The 22118-nt window shown below is 70.5% G+C and carries 21 protein-coding genes; 9 read left to right on the top strand and 12 right to left on the bottom strand.

The genetic code is table 11. The annotated features are described in order from the left end of the window. Nucleotides 1–263: 263 nt before the first annotated feature. Nucleotides 264–509 (bottom strand): hypothetical protein, encoded by a 246-nt coding sequence (locus ACH4RC_RS11625; RefSeq protein ID WP_398198448.1) that lies wholly within the window; start codon nucleotides 507–509, stop codon nucleotides 264–266. Continuing rightward, nucleotides 506–1441, bottom strand: coding sequence for an SPFH domain-containing protein (locus tag ACH4RC_RS11630; protein ID WP_398198450.1), 936 nt, complete (start codon nucleotides 1439–1441; stop codon nucleotides 506–508). The genes ACH4RC_RS11625 and ACH4RC_RS11630 overlap by 4 nt, the downstream gene beginning before the upstream one ends. Nucleotides 1442–1717: 276 nt before the next feature. Here ACH4RC_RS11630 and ACH4RC_RS11635 point away from each other — a divergent pair, with 276 nt between their 5' ends. Further along, nucleotides 1718–3997: a transglycosylase domain-containing protein gene (locus ACH4RC_RS11635; protein WP_398198452.1), complete on the top strand. Its 2280-nt coding sequence runs from the start codon at nucleotides 1718–1720 to the stop codon at nucleotides 3995–3997. 60 nt (nucleotides 3998–4057) lie between these two features. Here the strand turns inward: ACH4RC_RS11635 and ACH4RC_RS11640 are convergent, their stop codons facing one another. The 4 genes from ACH4RC_RS11640 to ACH4RC_RS11655 all read right to left on the bottom strand — a co-directional run bounded on the left by ACH4RC_RS11640 (nucleotide 4058) and on the right by ACH4RC_RS11655 (nucleotide 10305). Further along, nucleotides 4058–6067, bottom strand: a complete 2010-nt coding sequence (locus ACH4RC_RS11640) for a SpoIIE family protein phosphatase (RefSeq protein WP_398198455.1) — start codon at nucleotides 6065–6067, stop codon at nucleotides 4058–4060. Between the two features lie 307 nt (nucleotides 6068–6374). Beyond that, the gene (locus tag ACH4RC_RS11645; RefSeq protein WP_398198458.1) at nucleotides 6375–7055 is read right to left on the bottom strand and encodes a DUF402 domain-containing protein; all 681 of its coding nucleotides are present in this window, start codon (nucleotides 7053–7055) and stop codon (nucleotides 6375–6377) included. Nucleotides 7056–7148: 93 nt separating this feature from the next. Continuing rightward, complete coding sequence (locus ACH4RC_RS11650) at nucleotides 7149–8534, bottom strand: class II fumarate hydratase (protein ID WP_398198461.1); 1386 nt, start codon at nucleotides 8532–8534, stop codon at nucleotides 7149–7151. 103 nt (nucleotides 8535–8637) lie between these two features. Beyond that, nucleotides 8638–10305 (bottom strand): fumarate hydratase, encoded by a 1668-nt coding sequence (locus ACH4RC_RS11655; protein ID WP_398198464.1) that lies wholly within the window; start codon nucleotides 10303–10305, stop codon nucleotides 8638–8640. Between the two features lie 177 nt (nucleotides 10306–10482). Here ACH4RC_RS11655 and ACH4RC_RS11660 point away from each other — a divergent pair, with 177 nt between their 5' ends. Both ACH4RC_RS11660 and ACH4RC_RS11665 read left to right on the top strand, forming a co-directional pair. Then, nucleotides 10483–11175 carry a DUF1707 domain-containing protein gene (locus ACH4RC_RS11660; RefSeq protein ID WP_398198467.1) on the top strand — a complete coding sequence of 231 codons (693 nt, stop codon included), beginning with the start codon at nucleotides 10483–10485 and terminating at the stop codon, nucleotides 11173–11175. Nucleotides 11176–11335: 160 nt separating this feature from the next. After that, nucleotides 11336–11704 (top strand): WhiB family transcriptional regulator, encoded by a 369-nt coding sequence (locus tag ACH4RC_RS11665; protein WP_398198469.1) that lies wholly within the window; start codon nucleotides 11336–11338, stop codon nucleotides 11702–11704. A 79-nt stretch (nucleotides 11705–11783) separates the two neighbouring features. On the opposite strand, the gene glpX is transcribed toward ACH4RC_RS11665, so the two are convergent. Next, the gene (gene glpX, locus ACH4RC_RS11670) at nucleotides 11784–12818 is read right to left on the bottom strand and encodes a class II fructose-bisphosphatase (protein ID WP_398198472.1); all 1035 of its coding nucleotides are present in this window, start codon (nucleotides 12816–12818) and stop codon (nucleotides 11784–11786) included. A 244-nt stretch (nucleotides 12819–13062) separates the two neighbouring features. Here glpX and ACH4RC_RS11675 point away from each other — a divergent pair, with 244 nt between their 5' ends. Beyond that, nucleotides 13063–13605 (top strand): DUF4245 domain-containing protein, encoded by a 543-nt coding sequence (locus ACH4RC_RS11675; RefSeq protein WP_398198475.1) that lies wholly within the window; start codon nucleotides 13063–13065, stop codon nucleotides 13603–13605. Nucleotides 13606–13703: 98 nt separating this feature from the next. On the opposite strand, the gene ACH4RC_RS11680 is transcribed toward ACH4RC_RS11675, so the two are convergent. From ACH4RC_RS11680 to ACH4RC_RS11695, 4 genes are all read right to left on the bottom strand, one after another. Next, nucleotides 13704–14294, bottom strand: coding sequence for a malonic semialdehyde reductase (locus ACH4RC_RS11680; RefSeq protein ID WP_398198478.1), 591 nt, complete (start codon nucleotides 14292–14294; stop codon nucleotides 13704–13706). A 146-nt stretch (nucleotides 14295–14440) separates the two neighbouring features. Continuing rightward, complete coding sequence (locus tag ACH4RC_RS11685) at nucleotides 14441–14695, bottom strand: exodeoxyribonuclease VII small subunit (RefSeq protein ID WP_398198481.1); 255 nt, start codon at nucleotides 14693–14695, stop codon at nucleotides 14441–14443. Nucleotides 14696–14709: 14 nt separating this feature from the next. Continuing rightward, a complete protein-coding gene (gene xseA / locus ACH4RC_RS11690; protein WP_398198484.1) occupies nucleotides 14710–15936 on the bottom strand; it encodes an exodeoxyribonuclease VII large subunit in 1227 nt (408 codons plus the stop codon). Between the two features lie 284 nt (nucleotides 15937–16220). After that, on the bottom strand, nucleotides 16221–17630 hold the full coding sequence (locus ACH4RC_RS11695) for an APC family permease (protein WP_398198488.1): 1410 nt from the start codon (nucleotides 17628–17630) through the stop codon (nucleotides 16221–16223). An 81-nt stretch (nucleotides 17631–17711) separates the two neighbouring features. Here ACH4RC_RS11695 and ACH4RC_RS11700 point away from each other — a divergent pair, with 81 nt between their 5' ends. Both ACH4RC_RS11700 and ppgK read left to right on the top strand, forming a co-directional pair. Beyond that, the gene (locus tag ACH4RC_RS11700; RefSeq protein WP_398198491.1) at nucleotides 17712–18710 is read left to right on the top strand and encodes a 4-hydroxy-3-methylbut-2-enyl diphosphate reductase; all 999 of its coding nucleotides are present in this window, start codon (nucleotides 17712–17714) and stop codon (nucleotides 18708–18710) included. Between the two features lie 30 nt (nucleotides 18711–18740). Then, on the top strand, nucleotides 18741–19487 hold the full coding sequence (gene ppgK / locus ACH4RC_RS11705; RefSeq protein ID WP_398198494.1) for a polyphosphate--glucose phosphotransferase: 747 nt from the start codon (nucleotides 18741–18743) through the stop codon (nucleotides 19485–19487). 29 nt (nucleotides 19488–19516) lie between these two features. On the opposite strand, the gene ACH4RC_RS11710 is transcribed toward ppgK, so the two are convergent. After that, nucleotides 19517–19990, bottom strand: coding sequence for a DUF6542 domain-containing protein (locus ACH4RC_RS11710; protein WP_398198496.1), 474 nt, complete (start codon nucleotides 19988–19990; stop codon nucleotides 19517–19519). 374 nt (nucleotides 19991–20364) lie between these two features. Here ACH4RC_RS11710 and ychF point away from each other — a divergent pair, with 374 nt between their 5' ends. From ychF to ACH4RC_RS11725, 3 genes are all read left to right on the top strand, one after another. Beyond that, entirely contained in the window at nucleotides 20365–21453 is a 1089-nt protein-coding gene (gene ychF, locus ACH4RC_RS11715; RefSeq protein ID WP_398198498.1) for a redox-regulated ATPase YchF, read from the top strand. Nucleotides 21454–21532: 79 nt separating this feature from the next. Next, nucleotides 21533–21763, top strand: a complete 231-nt coding sequence (locus tag ACH4RC_RS11720; protein WP_398198500.1) for a type II toxin-antitoxin system Phd/YefM family antitoxin — start codon at nucleotides 21533–21535, stop codon at nucleotides 21761–21763. Next, nucleotides 21760–22014: a Txe/YoeB family addiction module toxin gene (locus ACH4RC_RS11725; protein ID WP_398198503.1), complete on the top strand. Its 255-nt coding sequence runs from the start codon at nucleotides 21760–21762 to the stop codon at nucleotides 22012–22014. Before ACH4RC_RS11720 ends, ACH4RC_RS11725 begins: the two co-directional genes overlap by 4 nt. Nucleotides 22015–22118 lie beyond the last annotated feature (104 nt).

The following is a 22118-nucleotide window of genomic DNA, read 5'->3' on the forward strand; positions in this document are numbered from 1 at the left end:
ATAGCGGGCTGGGCTGCTTCGCGGGGCGGGCCGTCGACGGGTGCGTTGCCGGGTGCGGCCCGGTGGGGGCTGGTCGCGCAGTTCCCCGCGCCCCTGGAATGCGCACTGCGTGCGGCATTCCCTCCGGTCTTTTGCGTGCGGCTCTCGTCGTGGCTGGTCGCGCAGTTCCCCGCGCTCCTGAGATGCGCACTTCGTGCGCCCTCATGGGGCTGCGGCGGAGCCGCATGCTCCAGGGGCGCGGGGAACTGCGCGACCAGCCACACTCAACGGTCGGCCGCCGGTGAACCCCCCTCGTCCGGGCTGGAAGGCGGACGACCCCGCCGGGGAAGAGGACCGGCCGAACCGGGGAGCCGGCCCGCCTCGGCCAGCGCTCGGCGCAACAGGAACTCGATCTGGGCGTTCGCCGAGCGCAGCTCGTCCCCGGCCCACCGGGCGAGCGCCTCGTACACGGCCGGGTCCAGCCGCAGCAGAACCTGTTTACGCGCCGGAGGCGGAGGGGGCGGTGTCACTGGTAGAGAGTTCCGGTGTTCAGGACCGGCTGCGCCGCACGGTCACCGCAGAGCACGACCAGCAGGTTGCTGACCATCGCCGCCTTGCGCTCCTCGTCCAGGGCCACGAAGTCCTGCTCGGTGATCCGGGCGAGCGCGTCCTCGACCATCCCGACCGCACCGTCCACGATCAGGCGCCGCGCAGCGACCACCGCCCCGGCCTGCTGCCGCTGAAGCATGGCCGACGCGATCTCGGGCGCGTACGCGAGATGCGTGAAGCGGGACTCGATGATCTGCACGCCGGCCGCCTCCACGCGCGCGTGGAGCTCGAGAGCGAGCTTCTCGGTGATTTCCTCGGCGTTGCCGCGCAGCGAGAGCCCTCCCTCGTCGTGGGCGTCGTAGGGGTACTCGATGGCGATGTGCCGGACGGCCGCCTCGGTCTGCGTGGAGACGAACTCCAGGAAGTCGTCGACCTCGAAGGTGGCCTGCGCGGTGTCCTCGACCTTCCAGACGACGACGGCGGCGAGCTCGATGGGGTTGCCGTAGGCGTCGTTGACCTTGAGGACGGCGGTCTCGTGGTTGCGCACACGCGTCGAGATCTTGGTGCGCGAGGTGAGCGGGTTGACCCAGCGCAGGCCGTCCTCGCGGATCGTGCCCCGGTAGCGGCCGAACAGCTGGACGACGCGGGCCTCGCCCGGCGCCACCATGTTCAGGCCGCCCATCGCGATGCACGACACGACGGCGACGAGGATGCCGACGGTGATCAGCACCGCCCGCACCGCCGCACCGGACGAGGTGAGCGCACCGCCCAGCGTGATCAGGCCGGCGCCGACGATCAGGCCCACGAGACCGAGCAGCAGCGCGAGCCCGCCCCCGATGCTGTGCGCCGTGAACTCGCGCACACGCGCCTTGGGCATCGCCGGTACGTCCGGTGTGGCGTCGGTCTCGGTCATGCTGAGTCCCACCTCTCTGAGCAGGCGCTTCGCGGCGGAGGTGCCCCGAGCGTCCTCTATCAAAGTGATATCACTTTAACGTGTACGGCAACCATAGGCGACCCTGGATCGTCGGTTCCCATGGGGTGGGTGCTGATTGTCACGTCCGGAAATGACCGGATGGGCAGGGTTTTGCCTTAAGTGACGGTGTTAGCTTCATGAGCTGATTCAGCACGGAAGTGCCGGAAGACGCGACTGATACGAGTGGTACGGACGAGAAGCGGAGCGACTGAGGTCATGGGCCGAGCGGATGCGAGAAAGGCGCGCAAGCGCGAGACGCGGCCGTCGGGCATACGCCGCTTCTTCACCTGGAAGAAGCTTCTGGGTGCCTTCTTCGGGTTCGTGCTGCTGATCATGGGCGCGTTCGTGGTGCTGTACATGGTGATCGAGGTGCCCGAGGGCAACCCGGACGCCAAGCTGCAGAGCAACGTCTACAAGTACAGCGACGGCTCCACCATGGCCCGTACCGGCGAGGTCAACCGGGAGATAGTCGACCTGTCCGAGGTGCCCAAGGAGGTCCAGCAGACCTTCGTGGCCGCCGAGAACAAGTCGTTCTACAAGGACAAGGGCGTCGACCTGAAGGGCACCGCCCGCGGTGTCCTCAACACGGTCACCGGCAAGGGCAAGCAGGGTGGCTCGACCATCACCCAGCAGTACGTGAAGAACTACTACCTCACGCAGGACCAGACCGTCACGCGCAAGCTGAAGGAACTGGTCATCTCGCTCAAGGTGGACCGCAAGAAGTCCAAGGACGAGATCCTCGCCGGCTACATCAACACCAGCTACTACGGCCGCAGCGCGTGGGGCATCCAGGCCGCGGCCCAGGCCTACTACGGCGTCGACGCCAAGAAGCTGAGCGTCGCGCAGGGCGCGTACCTGTCGGCGCTGCTCCAGGCCCCGAACCAGTACGACTGGGCGGTCGCCTCCGACACCGGCAAGAAGCTGGTCGAGCAACGCTGGAACTACGTCCTGGACAACATGGTCGAGATGGGCCGCATCAGCTCCGCCGACCGCCAGGGCATGAAGTTCCCGGTTCCGAAGGAGCCGAAGGCGGCGTCCGGTCTGCAGGGCCAGGAGGGCTACCTCTACCAGGCGGCCAAGACCGAGGCCGTGAAGGCCCTCGGCATCACCTCGGAACAGTTCGACCGGGGCGGCTACACGGTCACGCTCAACATCGACCGCAAGAAGCAGAAGCAGCTGGAGAAGTCGGTCGCGCAGCAGCTCACGGACAAGCTGAAGCCCAAGAGCCGCAAGACCGACGCGGACGTCCAGGCCGGCGCCGTCTCGGTCGACCCCAAGACCGGCAGGATCCTCGCCATGTACGGCGGTCCCGGCATCAGCGAGCACTGGACCAACAACGCCACGCGCGAGGACTTCCAGCCCGCCTCCACCTTCAAGCCGATCATCCTCGCCGCCGCCCTGGAGAACGACGCCACGACCCAGAGCGGCCGGCCGATCCAGGCGAACACGATCTACGACGGCACCAACAAGCGCCCGGTCGTGGACGACGGCGAGAAGGTCGGCTTCGCCCCGCCGAACGAGGACGACGAGAGCTACGGCCAGGTCACGGTCCAGACCGCCATGAACAAGTCCATCAACTCCGTCTTCGCGCAGATGGGCGCGGACGTCGGCATGGAGCAGGTGATGGACACGGCCAAGAAGCTCGGCATGACCGACGGCGACCTCAAGCCGTACGCGGCCCAGACCCTCGGCACCATGGGCGCGAGCCCCCTGGAGATGGCCGGGGTCTACGCGACCCTCGACAACCACGGCAAGAAGGTCACCCCGCAGATCGTCAAGGCGGTGGCCAAGCAGGGCCAGCCGGTCGAACTGCCGGACGCGATCGGCGACCAGGTCATCAGCCGCGGCGCCGCCGACTCGGTCACCTCGGTCCTCACCGGCGTGGTCGACGACGGTACGGCGCGCGAGTCGGTCCGCAACAACCCGGACCGCGACGGCCAGAAGGTCGCGGGCAAGACCGGTACCTCCGACTGCAACCGGTCGGCCTGGTTCACCGGTTACACCCCGGACCTCGTCACCTCGGTCGGCCTCTTCGGTGAGGCCGCGGAGGCGGGCACCATGCGGTGCGACGACAAGACGGTGAAGGTCGCCAAGAGCGGCCACATCTCCCTGTCCGGCGCCGCGGGCGGCGGCCGCGTCAACGGCGGTGGCTTCCCCGCGCAGATCTGGGCGCAGTACACCTTCAACTCCTCCAGCACCTCCGCCGAGTTCGACCTCGACACCGACATGGGCGCGGCCGTGGAGACCCCCACGCCGACGATGACGACGCCCACGACGCCTCCCACGACCTCGGCGCCGCCGAGCACTCCGCCGACCTCGTCGGCGCCGCCGAGCACTCCGCCGACGTCGTCGGCGCCGCCGCCGAGCACCCCGCCGTCCCAGACGCCGCCGCCGAGCAGCCCGCCGGTGCCCTCGGACTCGGCCTCGTCGTCCTGGGGGGACCCGGAGAACCCGGGCGGCGACGCCCTCGACAACGGCAGAAACCCGGAAGACTGAGCAGACGTGAGGGGCGCAGGGAACCACAGGTTCCCGGCGCCCCTCACGCATGTGTGCCGGTCAGCCGCCGGAGGGCTTCACCAGCTCGAACCACACCACCTTGCCGGTGCTGAGCCGCGTTGCTCCCCAGCGCCGGGCGAGACGATTCACCAGGAACAGGCCGCGTCCGCCCTCGTCGGTGGCGCGGGCCTGGCGCTGGCGCGGCAGCTGCGGGACGTCGTCGCCGACCTCGCAGCGCAGCACGTCGGTACGGAGCAGCCGCAGCGTGACCGGGCGCGACGCGTAGCGCACCGCGTTGGTGACGACCTCGCTCACGAGCAGCTCGACGGAGTCCGTCATCTCCTCCAGGTCCCAGCGGGCCAGCGCGCTGCGGGCGAGGCGGCGGGCGCGGCCGGGCGCGGAGTCCTCCGGGTCCAGGAACCAGTACGCCACGTCGCTCGGCGCGATCCCGTCGAAGCGGGCGGCGAGCAGCGCGATGTCGTCGTCCCGGTCGCCGGGGCCGAGCATGTCGAGCACGTCGTCGCAGAGCGCTTCCAGGGGCGGCGGGTGGTCGTGCCCTGTCAGCTGCGCGGTGGCGGCGAGCCGTTCCCGCAGCTGCTCTATACCGGTCCACACGTCGCGCAGGCGCGACTCGACCAGGCCGTCGGTGTAGAGCAGCAGCGTGGCACCGGCCGGGGCGTCCAGCTCGACCGCCTCGAAGTCGACGCCGCCCACGCCGATCGGCGCCCCGGGCGGCACACGGAGCACCTCGGCGCGCCCGCCGAGGTGCAGCATTATCGGCGGCGGATGCCCGGCGTTGGCGATGGTGATGCGGTGCGAGACCGGGTCGTAGACCGCGTACATGCACGTCGCCATGCGGTCCGTGCCGAGCCGCTGGGCCTGCTCGTCGAGGTGGTGCAGGACCTCCTGCGGCGGCAGGTCGAGCCCGGCGAGGGTCTGGGCGGTCGTGCGCAGCTGGCCCATGATCGCGGCGGAGGTCATGGAGTGGCCCATGACGTCGCCGACGACGAGGGCGACACGGCTGCCGGGCAGCGGGATCGCGTCGTACCAGTCGCCGCCCACGCGCGCGGTCTCCGCGGCGGGCAGGTAGCGCGAGGCGAGCCGCACCCCGGTCGGCCGGGGCAGCGTCTCGGGCAGCATCGTGCGCTGCAGCTCGTCCGCGATGTACGCCTCGCGCCCGTACAGGACGGCTTTGTCGATACCGAGCGCGCTGTGGGTGGCCAGCTGCCCTGCGACGAGGAGGTCGTCGCCGTCGAACGCGGTCCGGTTCGGCTGGCGCAGGAAGACCGCCGCGCCGATCACCCGGCGCCGGCCGCGCAGCGGGGCCAGGATCGCGCGCCGCCCGAGCGGCACCGACCGGTCGCTGCCGAGGAGTTCGGGCAGCGCGGAGAGCGCCGCGGGGGAGTCCGCGAAGACGGGCCGTACGCCGCGCAGCACCTCGGCCAGCGCGCTCCCGGTCCGCACCTCGCACAACTCCAGGCTGTCCGGCGCGAGTTCGATGGGCGGGACGATGACGGTGGCGGGCGGGGCGGTGCCGTCCGTCTCCGTGTCGTCGATGGCGTCGGGGATGCGGTCGGTGCGGCGCAGGCGCAGCACCATCGGCCCGGTCGGGCGCTCGTCGCCGACCGGCAGCGGCTCGCGCAGGTAGACCAGTATCGCGTCGGAGAACGTCGGCACCGTCGCCCGGCACAGACCCATCACGATCTCGTCGAGGTCGATGCCGCGCGCGATGCGGCGGGTCGCCGCGCCGACGAAGCGCAGCCGGTCTCCGTCCCGCCGCATCGGCGTGGGCCGGCCGATGGGGCGCGCCTGGCCGCCGGTGCGGCGCTCGCCGCCGTCCGGCGGGCCCGTGGGGCGCACCGGCTCGGGGGACGGCGCGTGCGGCTGCGTGTGCTCGGCGTCCGCGGACGCCTGGGGCGCGGCCGGGGTGCGGCGCGGCTGCTGCGGCAGCCCGTCACCGGCCGGGGCCGCGGAGGCTTGTGGGGCACGCCGGAAAGCCCCGCGGGGATCGGCGGGGCGGGCCGCCGTGCCGTGGTGGCGGCCTTCGTGCGAGGTCGGGTACTCCGTCACGCGTGTCGAATCCGTCCGTCCGGGGCTGCGCGCCGTGTCACTGGCCGGTGCGCCGGCAGTTGGGGAACAGCTGATGCCCGCAGGAAATCCGATACCCGGATCGGGTGTTCCGGGAACGGGACTTCCGCGTCGTACAGGTCCGCCGAGGTCCGACCGGGCATGTCGGCCCCGCCCGCTCCGCCCACGTCCACGCTCCCGCCGCCTCGACGACCTCACCGACACCGTGTCAGACCTGCTGCATACGCGAAGAGTTGCGCTCTTGCGGAGGACGATCCTACGTTTCCCCCATGGGGGCGCATCAAGGGTCTCATGACGACACGTGCGCGGGCGTACGGTCCCAGTCGGCCGGCAGCGCCGGGACCGGCCACGACGGATCGGGCCGCCAGTGCTCCCAGCCGTCCGAGAACGGCCGGCCCCAGCGCTCGATCACCTCGACCGCGCGGCTCCCCGCCTCCCGTACCTCCGCGGCCTGCTCCGCGCTCATCAGGCCCGCGGCCTGCGCCTGCGCGAACTCGTCCTCGTCGTGCCAGCGCCAGGTGCGGTCCTGATAGACCGACAGGTCGAGGAAGTGGTCCTCGGAGTCCACGCCGCCGGACCAGCGGACCCGCGGCGCCTCCAGGTTCACGTACCAGTTCCGGAAGGTCCGGTCGGGCTCCCAGAACAGCCACACCGACCAGGGCTCGCCCGGCCGGGCCAGCTTGAGCACGCCCGTGCCCGTCCAGCGGTCGCGGAGCAGGGCGCGCGGCTTGGTGTAGCGGGTGGCGAGCGGCTCGCGGTGGACCGGGGTGCCGTCCGCCATCACGGGCTTCACGCACTCGGTGCCGGGCGCCATCCACACGGCGAGAAGGCTGGAGGTGTCCCGTACGACCGTGACCGGGCGGCAGATGTGGAAGCCGTCGCCCCCGTTGGCGCGGTAACGCCACAGGACCTGCTCCCCGGGCGACCATCGCCCGCCTTCTTCGCCGCCGGTCCGGCCGTCGTCTGTCATGCGCAGATATTAGGTGCCATCGGCATACGACGCTGCGGCACAGGTCACGAATACGTCATCCGGCCGCCTCGTACGCCTCTGGCGCCCCATGCGTCACGGGTGCGTCATCCGCAGGACGTCGAGCGCCTCGTCGAGCTGTGCCTCCGTCAGGTCTCCGCGCTCCACATAGCCGCCCTCCAGCACGACTTCACGGATCGTCCTGCGCTCCGCGAGCGACTTCTTGGCGACCTTGGCCGCCTCCTCGTAGCCGATGTACTTGTTGAGCGGTGTGACGACGGACGGGGAGGACTCCGCGTACTCGCGGGCCCGTTCGCGGTTGGCGGTGATGCCGTCGACGGTGCGGTCGGCGAGCAGCCGGGAGACGTTGGCGAGCAGCCGGATCGACTCCAGGATGTTCTTGGCGATGACCGGGAGCATGACGTTCAGCTCGAAGTTGCCGGCCGCGCCCGCCGTCGCCACCGTCGCGTCATTGCCGATGACCTGCGCCGCGACCATCAGCGTCGCCTCCGGGACGACCGGGTTGACCTTGCCCGGCATGATCGACGAACCGGGCTGCAGGTCCGGCAGGTTGATCTCGGCGAGCCCGGTGCGCGGGCCCGACGCCGCCCAGCGCAGATCGTTGGCGATCTTCGTCAGGCCGACCGCGACGGTCCGCAACTGCCCGCTGGTCTCCACGATGCCGTCGCGCGCGCCCTGCGCCTCGAAGTGGTCGCGGGCCTCGGTCAGCGGCAGGCCCGTGACCCGCGCGACCTCGGCGATCACCGCGGCCGGGAACCCGGGCGGCGTGTTGATGCCGGTGCCCACCGCCGTGCCGCCGAGGGGGAGTTCGGCCAGCCGGGGCAGGGCGGACTTCAGCCGCTCGACGCCGTAGCGGACCTGCGCCGCGTAGCCGCCGAACTCCTGGCCGAGCGTGACCGGCGTGGCGTCCATCAGGTGCGTACGCCCGGACTTCACGACGTCGGCGAACTCCTCCGCCTTGCGCTCGAAGGAGGCGGCGAGGTGTTCGAGGGCGGGGATCAGATCGTGGGTGACGGCGGCCGTCGCCGCGATGTGGATCGAGGAGGGGAAGACGTCGTTGGACGACTGCGAGGCGTTGACGTGGTCGTTCGGGTGGACGTCACGGCCGAGGCGCTCGGTGGCGAGCGTGGCGAGCACCTCGTTGGTGTTCATGTTGGAGGAGGTGCCGGATCCTGTCTGAAAAACGTCCACCGGGAACTGGTCGTCCCAGCGGCCCTCGGCGACCTCCGCCGCCGCGTCCGCGACCGCCTCGGCGATGTCCTTGTCGAGGACGCCGAGCTCCGCGTTGACCTTCGCCGCCGCCGCCTTGATACGGGCAAGGGCCTCGATGTGGGCGCGCTCGATGCGCTGCCCGGAGACGGGGAAGTTCTCCACGGCGCGCTGGGTCTGCGCCCGCCACTTCGCGTCGGCGGGGACCCGCACCTCGCCCATGGAGTCGTGTTCGATCCGGTAGTCGCTCATACCCCGTACAGCACGGGGGAGAGCGGTGGTGTTCCCGGAGAAACGCCGGGAAACGCCGGACGGGCCGTGTGATTCAGCCCGTCCGGCGGGCACGCGCGCGTGGTTACGCGAGACCGGGGCCGCGCACCGGGATGTGCGTGAACGTCGGCTCGGGCGCCGGGTTCTGGAAGAAGTCGTTGCCCTTGTCGTCGACGACGATGAACGCCGGGAAGTCCTCGACCTCGATCTTCCAGACCGCCTCCATGCCGAGCTCCTCGTACTCGACGACCTCGACCTTCTTGATGCAGTCCTGCGCCAGACGGGCGGCCGGGCCGCCGATGGAGCCGAGGTAGAAGCCGCCGTGCGCGTCACAGGCGTCGGTGACCTGCTGCGAGCGGTTGCCCTTGGCGAGCATCACCTTGGAGCCGCCCGCGGCCTGGAACTGCTCGACGTAGGAGTCCATGCGGCCTGCCGTGGTCGGGCCGAAGGAGCCCGACGCGTACCCTTCCGGCGTCTTGGCCGGGCCCGCGTAGTACACCGGGTGGTCCTTCAGGTACTGCGGCATCTCCTCGCCCGCGTCCAGGCGCTCCTTGATCTTGGCGTGCGCGATGTCGCGGGCCACGACCAGGGGGCCGGTCAGCGAGAGGCGGGTCTTCACCGGGTACTTGGTCAGCTCGGCGAGGATCGCGTCCATCGGCTGGTTGAGGTCGATCTCGACGACGTCACCCTCTTCGAGGTGCTCGTCGGTCGTCTCGGGGAGGAAGCGCGCCGGGTCCGTCTCCAGCTGCTCCAGGAAGACGCCCTCGGCGGTGATCTTCGCGACGGCCTGGCGGTCCGCCGAGCAGGAGACCGCGATGGCTACGGGGCAGGAGGCGCCGTGCCGCGGCAGGCGGACCACACGGACGTCGTGGCAGAAGTACTTGCCGCCGAACTGCGCGCCGATCCCGATCTTCTGCGTCAGCTCGAAGACCTTCTCCTCCAGCTCCTTGTCGCGGAAGCCGTGGCCCAGCTCGGAGCCCTCGGAGGGGACGTTGTCCAGGTAGTGCGCGGAGGCGTACTTCGCCGTCTTCAGCGCGTACTCGGCCGACGTGCCGCCGACCACGATCGCCAGGTGGTACGGCGGGCAGGCGGCCGTGCCGAGCGAGCGGATCTTCTGCTCCAGGAACTTCATCATGGAGGCCTCGTTCAGGACGGCCTTCGTCTCCTGGTACAGGAACGACTTGTTGGCCGAGCCGCCGCCCTTCGCCATGAAGAGGAACTTGTATGCGCCACCGTCGGTCGCGTACAGCTCGATCTGCGCGGGCAGGTTCGAGCCGGTGTTCTTCTCGTCCCACATGGTCAGCGGGGCCATCTGCGAGTAGCGCAGGTTCAGGTTCTGGTACGCGTCGTAGATGCCCTTGGAGAGCGCCTTCTCGTCCTCACCTTCGGTGAGGACGTTCTGGCCGCGCTTGCCCATGACGATCGCCGTGCCCGTGTCCTGGCACATCGGAAGGACGCCCGCCGCCGCGATGTTCGCGTTCTTCAGCAGGTCGAGCGCGACGAACTTGTCGTTGCCCGACGCCTCCGGGTCGTCCACGATGCGGCGCAGCTGCGCGAGGTGGGCCGGGCGCAGGTAGTGCTGGATGTCGTGGACGGCCTCCTCGGCGAGCTTGCGCAGCGCCTCGGGCTCGACCTTCAGGAACGTACGGCCGTCCGGCCCCTCGGCGGTGGAGACACCCTCCGAGGTCACCAGCCGGTACGGCGTGGTGTCCTCGCCCTGGGGAAGCAGATCGGTGTACGCGAACTCAGGCATCTCGCCCATTCCTCACTCGGCAGACAGCGGCTGGCATTCGTTGGCAGCGCCAACCAGCGTAGAACCTGGCGACGAGCGCGCCGCTGTGAGGTAAGGCTCAGTTCGCCGGCCCGGATCGTTGAATCCCGAGGGGCTGGGGCCTAGTCGCGATCTATCGCGTTTGGGTACGCTGCTGCCGTGGACCTTCACAAGCGCCCCCAGCCGAGCGCCCCCGCGGCGGACCCGACCGACCTGCGCGCCTCCGACGCCGACCGCGACCGCATCGCGGACATCCTGCGCGAGGCGCTCGCCGAGGGGCGGCTCGACGCGGACGAGCACGCCGAGCGGATCGACGGCGTCTACCGCGCCAAGACGGTGGGCGAGCTGGAGCCGCTCGTCCGTGACCTGCCCGGGGCGCATGCCGCGCATCCCGCCGCGGACGCGGCGCCGGGCCGCCCCGCGCCCGGCGCGATCCCGGCAGGGCCGGGCGAGAACCTGGTGGCGGTGTTCAGCGCCGCCACCCGCAAGGGCCGCTGGCGCGTGAGCCGCCGCACGCACGCGTACGCCGTCTTCGGCAGCGTCGAGATCGACCTCAGTGAGGCGATCTTCGAGCACCAGCAGGTCTACATCCGCGCGGTCTCGGTCTTCGGCAGCGTCGAGATCCGCGTCCCGGAGAACATCTCGCTGCGCGGCAGCGGCGGCGGCGTCCTCGGCAGCTTCGAGGTGGACACGCTCGACGCCGCCGACCCCCAGGCGCCCGTCGTCCATGTCGACGGTGTCGCCGTCCTCGGCAGCATCGAGGCGCGGCCCAAGCGCGGCAAGATCATCGCCGACCTGCACAAGTACGTCGGCAGGTACGTCGACAAACGTTTGCGCAAGCACCTGGACTGACCACGCGCACACCCTGACGGCACCGGCGGTGAACTCCCCTGCGGGTACCGGCACTTCCGCTCTTCGGAACTCAGTGCATAGGCGTCGACACAGCGGGTAGAGCTTGCTGCATCGTCTCTCGCTCGCGAAAGCCGTCGTAAGCCGTCGTCAGGAGTAGACCGTGCTGCATCCGCCGCATCAGTCCCTGCAGGTCGCCGCTGTCCCGCCGCAGCGGGTGCCCGTGGGGGACCGGGACCAGGACGCACCATGGCACACGGAGGCCGTGTGCAGGCGCGACGAGGCGGGACTCTTCTTCGCCCCATCCAAGGAACCCACCGCCGCGCGCCTGTCGCGCGAGGAAGCGGCCAAGCGGGTCTGCGCCCGCTGCCCGGTGATGGTCGAGTGCCGCGAGCACGCCCTGCTCCAGCCGGAGCCGTACGGGGTGTGGGGCGGCCTGACCGCGGCCGAGCGCCGCGTGGTCCTCGCCCGCAGGCGCCGCCGCGAGGTCGAGCTCAAGAAGTCGGCGCGGGCGGTGGCCGCGGCGGGTTAGTCCGTACGCGTACGTGAGCGGGGGCGCCCCCAGACCCCGGGGGCGCCCCCGCGCACGTAGCGGTGCGCAAGCGGCGGGTCTACTTGGCCCGGTCGAAGTCGACGGCGCTGTACGCGCGCAGCTTGCTCAGCCGGTGCTGGGAGTCGATCTGCCGGATGGTGCCGGACTTGGACCGCATCACCAGGGACGAGGTCGTCGCCGTCTCGGAGCCGTAGCGCACGCCGCGCAGCAGCTCGCCGTCGGTGATGCCGGTGGCCACGAAGAACACGTTCTCGCCCGAGACCAGGTCGTCCGTGGACAGGACGCGGTCCAGGTCGTGGCCCGCGTCGAGCGCCCGCTGCCGCTCCGCGTCGTCCTTCGGCCACAGCTTGCCCTGGATGACACCGCCGAGGCACTTGATCGCGCACGCCGAGATGATGCCCTCGGGGGTGCCGCCGATGCCCAGGAGCAGGTCGACGCCGGAGCCCTCGCGCACCGCGAGCACCGAGCCCGCGACGTCACCGTCGGAGATCAGCTTGATCCGGGCGCCGGTCTCCCGGACCTCCTTGATGATGCCGTCGTGGCGCGGCCGGTCGAGGATGACGACGGTGACGTCCTCGGGCGCCGCCTTCTTCGCCTTGGCGACCCGGCGGATGTTGACCGACACGGGGGCGTTGATGTCCACGAAGTCGGCGGCCTCGGGGCCGGTGACCAGCTTGTCCATGTAGAAGACGGCGGACGGGTCGAACATCGTGCCGCGGTCGGCGGCGGCCAGGACCGCGATGGCGTTCGGCATGCCCTTGGCGCAGAGCGTGGTGCCGTCGATCGGGTCCACGGCGATGTCGCACTCGGCGCCCGTCCCGTCCCCCACGCGCTCGCCGTTGAACAGCATCGGCGCCTCGTCCTTCTCGCCCTCGCCGATGACGACGACGCCGTCCATCGACACGGTGGAGACGAGGGTCCGCATGGCGCGCACGGCGGCGCCGTCCGCCCCGTTCTTCTCGCCGCGGCCGACCCAGCGGCCGGCGGCCATCGCCGCGGCCTCGGTGACGCGGACGAGTTCGAGGGCGAGGTTGCGGTCCGGGGCCTCGGAGGGGACCTCGAGCTCGGACGGAAGCTGGCGATGCTCGGTCATCGAGACGCACCTTTCTGATCCGGGTTTCACCGGGATACGACACATGAGGAGGGGCGCCCGGAGGGCTCTGCAGAAGGGCGGGGGCGGGAGACGGGCGGGCGGGCGAGGGTTATCACGGCCGACTCTATCGCCAGTACGACAATCTGAGCAGGCCGCCCCACGTATGAGCGGACTTCACGGTGCCAGGTGGCGCGTTCGGGACCTCCCGCCGGAGATCATCCGGCGACCTGCGACGATGGGGCGCGTGGCAGGAAGAAATGGCAAGAAGACGGTCGGCAGCCTGGTCCTCTCGCTCGGCGTCTGCGTCGTCGCGGCCGGTGTCGCCTACGCGTTCATCCCGCATGACGACTCCAAGCAGCCGCCGATCAAGCGCGTCGACTACCGCATCGAGCTGCTCACGGCCCGGCGCGCGGCCTCGTACCCGGTGGCCGCCCCCATGGGCCTGCCCAAGGCGTGGAAGCCGACCTCCGTGCGGTACGCGGGCGAGCCGAACGAGGCATGGCACCTCGGCTTCCTCGACCCCGAGGGCCAGTACGTCGCCGTCGAGCAGTCCACCGACAAGCCGGCCCGGTTCATCGAGGACGCCAGCCAGGGCGCCGAGGCGACCAGCCGCAAGCAGACCATCGACGGCAAGGAGTGGCGGCGCTACAAGGGCGAGAAGTACGACGCCCTGGTGCTGACGGAGAAGGGGTCGACGACTCTGGTCACCGGCACGGCCGACTTCGGGCAGCTGACGAAGATGGCGGAGGCGCTGGAGATGAAGAAGGGCGAGGACGCCGCTCAGTAGTACGTGTGCGTGTGCGTGTGCATGCGAGTACGTGTGCGTGTGCACGTGAAAGGGCCCCGGCTGGTGCCGGGGCCCTTTCACATGCGTACGGGTGGGGCTCAGACGGTCGTGATGACCTGGTCGAGCTCCAGGCGCGGGGAGCGCGGGAACCAGGCGTCCTCGCCCGGCTTGCCGATGTTGACGATCATCAGCGGGGTGTGGTCGTCGTCCAGGAACTCCTTCTGGACGGCGGCGAAGTCGAAGCCGGTCATCGGGCCCGCGGCCAGGCCGGCGGCGCGCACGCCGACGATGAAGTAGCCGGCCTGCAGCGTGGCGTTGACCAGCGCGGCCTGCTCGCGGACCGGGCGCTCGGAGAAGAAGGCGTCCTTGGCGGCCGGGAAGTGCGGGAACAGAGCCGGGAGCTCCTCGTGGAACTCGTTGTCCGCGGAGAGGATCGCGACCAGCGGGGCGGCGGAGGTCTTCGGCTGGTTGCCCTCGGCCATGAGGCCCACGAGGCGCTCACGGGCCTCGGCGGAGCGGACCAGGGTGATGCGCAGCGGCGACTGGTTGAAGGCGGTCGGGCCGAACTTGACCAGGTCGTAGATCGCCTGGACCTGCTCGTCGGTCACCGGCTCGTCGGTGAACGTGTTCGCGGTGCGGGCCTCGCGGAAGAGCAGGTCCTGGGCGGCGGGGTCAAGAACGAGAGACATCGATCAACCTTCTCGGTACAGACGTTCGGCGTGCCGGCTGTGGCGATCCGATCCGTTCCGGATCAGCCGGTACCCACGACAGTACGCGGATGAGGTTCAACTTTCAACCAAACCCTCGGTGACCCTGTTCACTCGGGGCGCCGGGGTCACTCTTCCCCGGCGCCCTCGCCCCCGCTCTCGCCCTCGCCGTCGTCCTCGTCCGCGAGCGCCGCGTCGAGCCGCGCCCGTGCGCCGTCCAGCCAGCGGCGGCACACCTTGGCCAGCTCCTCCCCGCGCTCCCACAGGGCGAGGGACTCCTCGAGGGAGGTGCCGCCGGTCTCGAGCCGGCGTACGACGTCGATCAGCTCGTCCCGGGCCTGTTCGTAGCCGAGGGCCGCGTCGGCCGTGTCGGTGGTGGTCATGCGGTTGTCCGTCCTCAGGTGTGAGAGGTGTGAGTGGGTGTGACGCGTACGGTGAACTCGCCCTCGGCGACCCTGGCGCGCAGCTCCTCGTCCGGCGCCGTCTCGTCCGGGGCGCGGACCACGTGGCCGTCCGCCTTCTGCAGTACCGCGTAGCCGCGCTTGAGCGTGGCCGCGGGGGAGAGGGCGACCACGCGCGCGTGGGTGTGCGTCAGGTCGGACTCCGCACGGTCCAGTAGGTGGCCGAGTGTGCGGCGGGCCCGCCCGGCGAGCGCCGCGACCTGCTCCTCGCGCTCGTCGATCATGCGGTGCGGGTCCTGTATCGAGGGCCGGGAGAGAGCCGCGGCCAGGCCCCGCTCCTCGCGGTCGATGAACGCCTCCATGCAGCGCCGGGCCCGGTCGCGCAGCCAGCGCACCCGCTCGTACTCCTCGCCGACGTCCGGCACGACCTTCTTCGCCGCGTCCGTCGGCGTCGAGGCGCGCAGGTCGGCGACCAGGTCAAGGAGCGGGCTGTCCGGCTCGTGGCCGATCGCGGAGACCACGGGCGTACGGCAGGAGGCCACCGCCCGTACCAATTGCTCGTCGGAGAAGGGCAGCAGGTCCTCCACGCTGCCGCCGCCCCGCGCGACGATGATCACGTCGACGGCGTCGATCGCGTCCAGCTCCTTCACCGCCTGGACGACCTGCGGCACGGCGTGCACGCCTTGCACGGGCACATTGCGCACCTCGAAGCGGACGGCGGGCCAGCGGTGGCGCGCGTTCTCCAGCACGTCGCGCTCGGCGGCCGACGCACGGCCGCACACGAGCCCGATCAGCTGCGGCAGGAACGGCAGCGGCTTCTTGCGGTCGGCCGCGAAGAGGCCCTCCTGGCCGAGCGACTTCTTCAGCATCTCCAGGCGGGCGAGCAGCTCGCCGACGCCGACCGGGCGGATCTCCGTGGCGCGCAGCGAGAGCTGGCCGCGCGGCGCGTACCACTCGGGTTTCGCGTGCACGACCACCCGGGCCCCTTCGCGGACCACGTCCGCCACCGCGTCGAACACCTGCCGGTAGCAGGTGACCGACACCGAGATGTCGTACGACGGGTCGCGCAGCGTCAGGAACACGACTCCGGCGCCGGGTCTGCGGGAGAGCTGGGTGATCTGCCCCTCGACCCACACGGCACCGAGCCGGTCGATCCATCCGCCGATGAGCCGGGACACCTCTCCTACGGGGAGCGGGGCGTCCGGGGACGTATTGGCAGCCATGCCGCGAGGGTAACCGCCGGGACTGACAGGGCTGCGCCGCCGACGGGCCGGGGACGGAGTGCTCATGTTGCGTTCGGCGGCTCGGCGGCTCGGCGGCCCGGCATGGAGGCGGGGCCGGAGCGCGGGGCGTGCGTCGGCTTGCGTTCGGGGGGCTCGCCTCGTACCGGACGTACTTGGTCTTGTGCCCGGTGCGGCGAGTGGGGTCGCCCTGCTCGAAGAGTTCGGGGGAGCGTGCCAGGCGTCGCGGGGCAGACGGGAATGGTCAGACAGGCCCTAAGCCGGCCCTAAGCCCGCGGCCGACCGGTTCCCCCGTCCGGGGCCGGATCCGCGTCCGCGTCCGGGCCGCCCGTCCGGCCGCGCTGGGCCAGCAGTACCGCGACGCCGATCACCAGCCAGACCGCCCCGACCACCTGCGCCGCGCCCGACGCCTCCACGATCACGGCGATCGTGATCGCCGCGCCGAGCAGCGGGACCAGGAGGTGGCGCCACCAGCTCACCGGGCCGCCCCGGCGTCGTACGGCGAAATAGCCGACCACGCTCGCGTGCAGCAGCGTGAACGCCGTCAGGGCGCCGATGTCGACCACCGAGACCAGATGGTCCATACCGTCGTCGCGGCGGGCCGCCCAGACAGCCGCCACGAGCGTGATCACCGCGGCGACGAGCAGCGCCGCGCGCGGGACGCCCGAATTGGTGCGCGACAGACTCTTCGGGAGGCGGCGGTCGCGGGCCATCGCGAAGAGGAGACGGCCCGCCGCCGCCTGCCCGGCGAGCGCCGCGAACGCCGCCCCGATCGCCTTGCTGACCGCCACAAGGTCATGCAGCCAGCCCCCGACGGACGAGTCGACCGCGTCGTAGAACGCCGAGCCCTGTCTGCCCGGGTCGGCCGCGAGCCGCGCCGAGGTCACCGGCTCCAGGAGCGCCACCAGGTACGTCTGCGCCACGAACAGCACACCCGTCAGCGCCAGACAGAACAGCACCGCCCGCGCCACCTTCGCCGAGCCGCCCGTCACCTCCTCCGCGAACGTCGCGATCGCGTCGAAGCCCAGGTAGGAGAGGACCGCGATCGACACCGCGCCGATCACCGCCGACAAGGCGAACGCGCCTTGCGTCCCGTCCCCGGACAGCGGCGAGAGCCAGTCCCGCTGCGCCCCGTCCCGCGCGAGCACCACGATCGCCGAGACCATGAAGACCAGGAGCACGACGATCTCCAGCGCCAGGACCGCGAAACCGACCCTGGCCGCCGCCCGTACGCCCCACAGGTTGAGCAGCGTGGTGATCACTACTGCCAGGGCGGTCCACACCCAGCGTGAGACCGACGGCACCAGCGCGTTCATCGCGATGCCGGAGAAGAGATAGGCCACGGCGGGGATCAGCAGGTAGTCCAGCATCGCCATCCAGCCCGCGATGAACCCCGGGCCCTTGCCGAGCCCCACGCGCGCGTAGGCGTACACGGACCCCGCCCGCGGAGCGACCCGCACCATTTGGGCGTAGCTGAAAGCGGTGAACGCCATTGCGACGGTCGCCACGATGTAGACCAGGGCGACCGCGCCGTGCGATTTCGCGTCCAGGGTGCCGAAGACGCCGACGGGCGCCATGGGAGCGATGAAGAGAAGCCCGTAGACGACGAGGTCACGGAAGCCGAGGTCGCGGCGGAGCGCGCCGTCCGGGACCTCGGGGGCGGCAGGTGCGGACATCGGGCCTCCGTGGATCGCGGGCTCCCAGTCTCCCCACGCGGCCGATCTTCGGCCTGCTGGACGCGGCCTTACGATGGAGGCATGACTGCTACCACTGGCTCCCGCCGCGTCCTGCTCGCCGCCCCCCGTGGCTACTGCGCCGGTGTGGACCGTGCCGTGATCGCCGTCGAGAAAGCCCTGGAGCAGTACGGCGCTCCCATCTATGTCCGCCACGAGATCGTGCACAACAAGTACGTCGTGCAAACACTCGAGCGAAAGGGCGCCGTCTTCGTCGAGCGGACGGAGGAGGTGCCCGAGGGCGCCATCGTGATGTTCTCCGCGCACGGCGTCGCCCCGACCGTGCACGAGGAGGCCGAGCGCGGCAAGCTCGCCACCATCGACGCGACCTGCCCCCTGGTCACCAAGGTCCACAAGGAAGCGATCCGCTACGCCAACGACGACTTCGACATCCTCCTGATCGGCCACGAGGGCCACGAGGAGGTCATCGGCACCTCCGGCGAGGCCCCCGACCACATCACCCTGGTCGACGGCCCCGAGGACGTCGCCAAGGTCGAGGTCCGCGACCCGTCCAAGGTCGTCTGGCTCTCCCAGACCACGCTCTCCGTCGACGAGACGATGGAGACGGTCGACGCCCTGAAGACCAAGTTCCCCGGCCTCGTCTCGCCGCCCAGCGACGACATCTGCTACGCCACGCAGAACCGTCAGCTCGCCGTGAAGCAGATGGGCGCCGACTCCGAGCTCGTCATCGTCGTCGGCTCGCGCAACTCCTCCAACTCCAAGCGGCTCGTCGAGGTCGCCAAACTGGCGGGCGCGCGCGAGGCGTACCTCGTGGACTTCGCCTCCGAGATCGAGGAGGGCTGGCTGGACGGCGTCACGACCGTCGGGGTCACCTCCGGCGCCTCCGTCCCCGACGTCCTCGTCGAGGAGGTCCTGGAGTGGCTCTCGCAGCGCGGCTACGCCGACGTGGAGATCGTCAAGGCCGCCGAGGAGTCCATCACGTTCTCCCTGCCCAAGGAGCTCCGCCGCGACCTGCGCGCCGAGGCCGCCGCCCTGATGCAGGGTTCCCGCTCCGAGAAGTGACCGGCGCCCCGGCGTCGTACGGTGGTGCCCATGGAGATCTTCGGTGTGGACATCGGCGGATCCGGGATCAAGGGTGCCCCGGTCGATCTTGAGCGGGGAGACCTCGCCCAGGAGCGGTTCAAGGTGCTGACGCCGCAACCGGCCACCCCGGACGCGGTGGCCGACGGCGTCAAGCAGGTCGTCGACAGCTTCGGTGGACGGTGCGACCGGGTCGGCATCACCTTCCCCGGCGTCGTCACCGGCGGCTCGACGGTCCGTACCGCCGCCAACGTCGACAAGAGCTGGATCGACGTCGACGCGCGCGCCCTGCTCAGCGCCAAGCTCGGCGGTATGCCCGTCACCGTGCTCAACGACGCGGACGCGGCGGGCGTGGCCGAGATGCACTTCGGCGCGGGCCAGGGCCACAAGGGCACCGTCATGCTGCTCACCTTCGGCACCGGCATCGGCAGCGCCCTGTTCAGCGACGGCGTCCTCGTCCCCAACACCGAACTCGGCCACCTCGAACTCGACGGCCACGACGCCGAGCGCCGCGCCTCCACCAAGGTCAAGGAGGACCACGACATGAGCTGGGAGCACTGGGCGCACCGCGTCCAGAAGTACCTGGCCCACGTCGAGATGCTGTTCTCGCCCGACCTGTTCGTCATCGGTGGCGGCGTCAGCCGCAAGGCGCACAAGTTCCTGCCGCTGATCGAGGGCATCAAGGCCGAGATGGTGCCCGCGCAGTTGCAGAACAACGCGGGGATCGTGGGGGCGGCCATGGCTGCCTCGCGCGCGTAGCGCCCTCTTCCCGGGATTGCTTCGTGGCGCTACGCCGTACGGCGACGGGGCGCCGGAGCCGCCGAGCGTGACGCCGGCTGCTGTCCGGCGGCCCGTCGCTGCGCCGCCCGGCGCGCCATGAGCCGCACCCTGCGTACGCCGACGATCGCCACGGCGACCAGGGTGCCGGCGTAGAGCCACCCCGCGTTCAGCGCGAGCGTGGTGAAGAGGCCCATCAGGCGCGCGCCCGCGCCGCCCGCCCCGTCCGCGATCGGCAGCGCCCCGACGGCGAACGAGATCGGCGCCGCGACCGGCGCCGTCACCAGGTCCGCCTTCCGCACCCAACCCGCGCTCAATGCGCTCACCAGCAGGAACAGTACGCCGTACACGGCTGCGGCCCCGTCGAACAGGAGCCGGTCCAGGGCGCCGGACAGCACCATCGCGGCCAGGCAGAACAGGCCGCTGCCGAGGCCCGTCAGGCGTGGGCCGGGGAAGCGGCGCAGCGCCCGCAGGATCGGTGGCACCTTGCCTCCTTGTCGCCCGCTTCGGTAGACGGCCACGGTTCCGTCGGCCGTGTCCGGGGCCGTCGCGCGCACGTCGCGGCCACCCTGCGCCTGCGGCGGAAGCGGGGCCGTGCGGCGGGGGCGGGGTTGCCGGGGTTGCGCGGGACGCGTCCTGGGTTGCTCCACAGGCCCAAGATAGGTGGGCTTATGTGTGGAATAGGCCGAAGGACACGCGTTTTGGTCGACCTTGGTCGTTGTCTGTCGGGTAGGTCGCCCGTTCGATACAGATGCGTGCGGAGCCGGATCGGTTGCGGTCAGGCCGTAGACTGGTGGACTGCCTACGCCCATCCATCAGCTCTGGCCATCAGCGCCCACCACGTACGGGAAGTCGCAACGTGTCGCTCACGATCGGAATCGTCGGTCTGCCGAATGTCGGCAAGTCGACCCTGTTCAACGCCCTGACCAAGAACGACGTGCTCGCGGCCAACTACCCGTTCGCCACGATCGAGCCGAACGTGGGCGTGGTCGGGGTGCCCGACCCGCGTCTCGACAAGTTGGCCGAGATCTTCAGCTCCCAGAAGGTCCTGCCGGCGACCGTCGACTTCGTCGACATCGCGGGCATCGTGCGCGGTGCCTCCGAGGGCGAGGGCCTGGGCAACAAGTTCCTCGCGAACATCCGTGAGTCCGACGCGATCTGCCAGGTCATCCGCGCTTTCCAGGACGAGAACGTCGTCCACGTCGACGGCAAGGTCTCGCCCAAGGACGACATCGAGACGATCAACACCGAGCTGATCCTCGCCGACCTCCAGACCATCGAGAAGGTCCTGCCGCGCCTCCAGAAGGAGTCGCGCATCAAGAAGGACGTGGCGCCGAAGGTGGCGGCGGTCGAGGCGGCCAAGGCGATCCTCGAGAAGGGCGACACCCTCTTCTCCCAGGGCATCGTCCAGGGCTCCGGCAACGAGGAGCTCCTGCACGATCTGCACCTCCTCACCACGAAGCCCTTCCTCTACGTCTTCAACGTCGACGAGGACGAGCTGACCGACGACGACTTCAAGGCCGCGCAGAGCGCCCTCGTCGCCCCCGCCGAGGCGATCTTCCTCAACGCCAAGCTGGAGGCGGACCTCGCCGAGCTCGACGAGGCCGACGCGATGGAGCTCCTGGAGTCCGTTGGCGCCGAGGAGCCGGGTCTCGCCACCCTCGCCCGGGTCGGCTTCAACACCCTCGGCCTCCAGACCTACCTGACCGCCGGTCCCAAGGAATCCCGCGCCTGGACCATCAAGAAGGGCGCCACCGCCCCCGAGGCGGCCGGTGTCATCCACACCGACTTCCAGAAGGGCTTCATCAAGGCGGAGGTCATCTCCTTCGACGACCTGGTGGAGACCGGTTCCGTGGCCGAGGCCCGCGCCGCCGGCAAGGCGCGTATGGAGGGCAAGGAGTACGTGATGCAGGACGGGGACGTCGTCGAGTTCCGCTTCAACGTCTGAGCGAATGCAGTAACGCCACATTGGCGACCTGCCAAACATGCAGGTCAAGCGGGGTCGGCTCCCTCCGGGTGCCGGCCCCTTGGTCAACGACGACCACGAGGCCATCGAGATCGTCTCCAAGCACGGTAACGCCGTGCTTGTCTCGGCCGAGGACTACGCGGCGCTGCGCGAGGGCTCCTACCTACTGCGCTCGCCTGCGAACGCACGGCGACTGCTCAAGGCGTACGAGAACGCCCTGAGCAACGTCAACGTGTCGGAGCGCGAGCTGGTCGATCCGGATGCGGCGGATCCCGCAGCGGGTGGCGCGTGAGGCTTGTCTTCGAGGATCAGGGCTGGGAGGACTGCACGTCCTGGCCCAAGAACGACCGCAAGACGCTCGCTCGGATCAACAAGCTCATCGAGGACGTCAAGCGTGACCCCTTCGCCGGGATCGGCAAGTCCGAGCCGTTGAAGTACCACTTGCCCGGGGCGTGGTCGAGACGGATCGACGAGGAGCACCGCCTTGTGGACCTGGTCACGGACAAGGGGATCGTGGTCCTCGCGGCTCGCTATCACTACTGAACGCAGGGCGTCCGTTTTGCATTGCCAGTCTCGTGCGGGGTAGTGGGAGAGAGTTTGCGCCACCCTTGGGCCTGCCGCCGACCGCTCGGCGTTCCGTGCCGGAC

The organism is Streptomyces sp. NPDC016845, assembly GCF_044332585.1.
Classification (GTDB): Bacteria; Actinomycetota; Actinomycetes; order Streptomycetales; family Streptomycetaceae; genus Streptomyces.

Bases quoted from the DNA above. Each gene is read 5' to 3' on its own strand.
- ACH4RC_RS11630 (WP_398198450.1), bottom strand. From the start codon at position 1,441: ATGACCGAGACCGACGCCACACCGGACGTACCGGCGATGCCCAAGGCG.
- ACH4RC_RS11635 (WP_398198452.1), top strand. From the start codon at position 1,718: ATGGGCCGAGCGGATGCGAGAAAGGCGCGCAAGCGCGAGACGCGGCCG.
- ACH4RC_RS11645 (WP_398198458.1), bottom strand. From the start codon at position 7,055: ATGACAGACGACGGCCGGACCGGCGGCGAAGAAGGCGGGCGATGGTCG.
- ACH4RC_RS11650 (WP_398198461.1), bottom strand. From the start codon at position 8,534: ATGAGCGACTACCGGATCGAACACGACTCCATGGGCGAGGTGCGGGTC.
- ACH4RC_RS11655 (WP_398198464.1), bottom strand. From the start codon at position 10,305: ATGCCTGAGTTCGCGTACACCGATCTGCTTCCCCAGGGCGAGGACACC.
- glpX (WP_398198472.1), bottom strand. From the start codon at position 12,818: ATGACCGAGCATCGCCAGCTTCCGTCCGAGCTCGAGGTCCCCTCCGAG.
- ACH4RC_RS11680 (WP_398198478.1), bottom strand. From the start codon at position 14,294: ATGTCTCTCGTTCTTGACCCCGCCGCCCAGGACCTGCTCTTCCGCGAG.
- ACH4RC_RS11685 (WP_398198481.1), bottom strand. From the start codon at position 14,695: ATGACCACCACCGACACGGCCGACGCGGCCCTCGGCTACGAACAGGCC.
- xseA (WP_398198484.1), bottom strand. From the start codon at position 15,936: ATGGCTGCCAATACGTCCCCGGACGCCCCGCTCCCCGTAGGAGAGGTG.
- ACH4RC_RS11695 (WP_398198488.1), bottom strand. From the start codon at position 17,630: ATGTCCGCACCTGCCGCCCCCGAGGTCCCGGACGGCGCGCTCCGCCGC.
- ACH4RC_RS11700 (WP_398198491.1), top strand. From the start codon at position 17,712: ATGACTGCTACCACTGGCTCCCGCCGCGTCCTGCTCGCCGCCCCCCGT.
- ppgK (WP_398198494.1), top strand. From the start codon at position 18,741: ATGGAGATCTTCGGTGTGGACATCGGCGGATCCGGGATCAAGGGTGCC.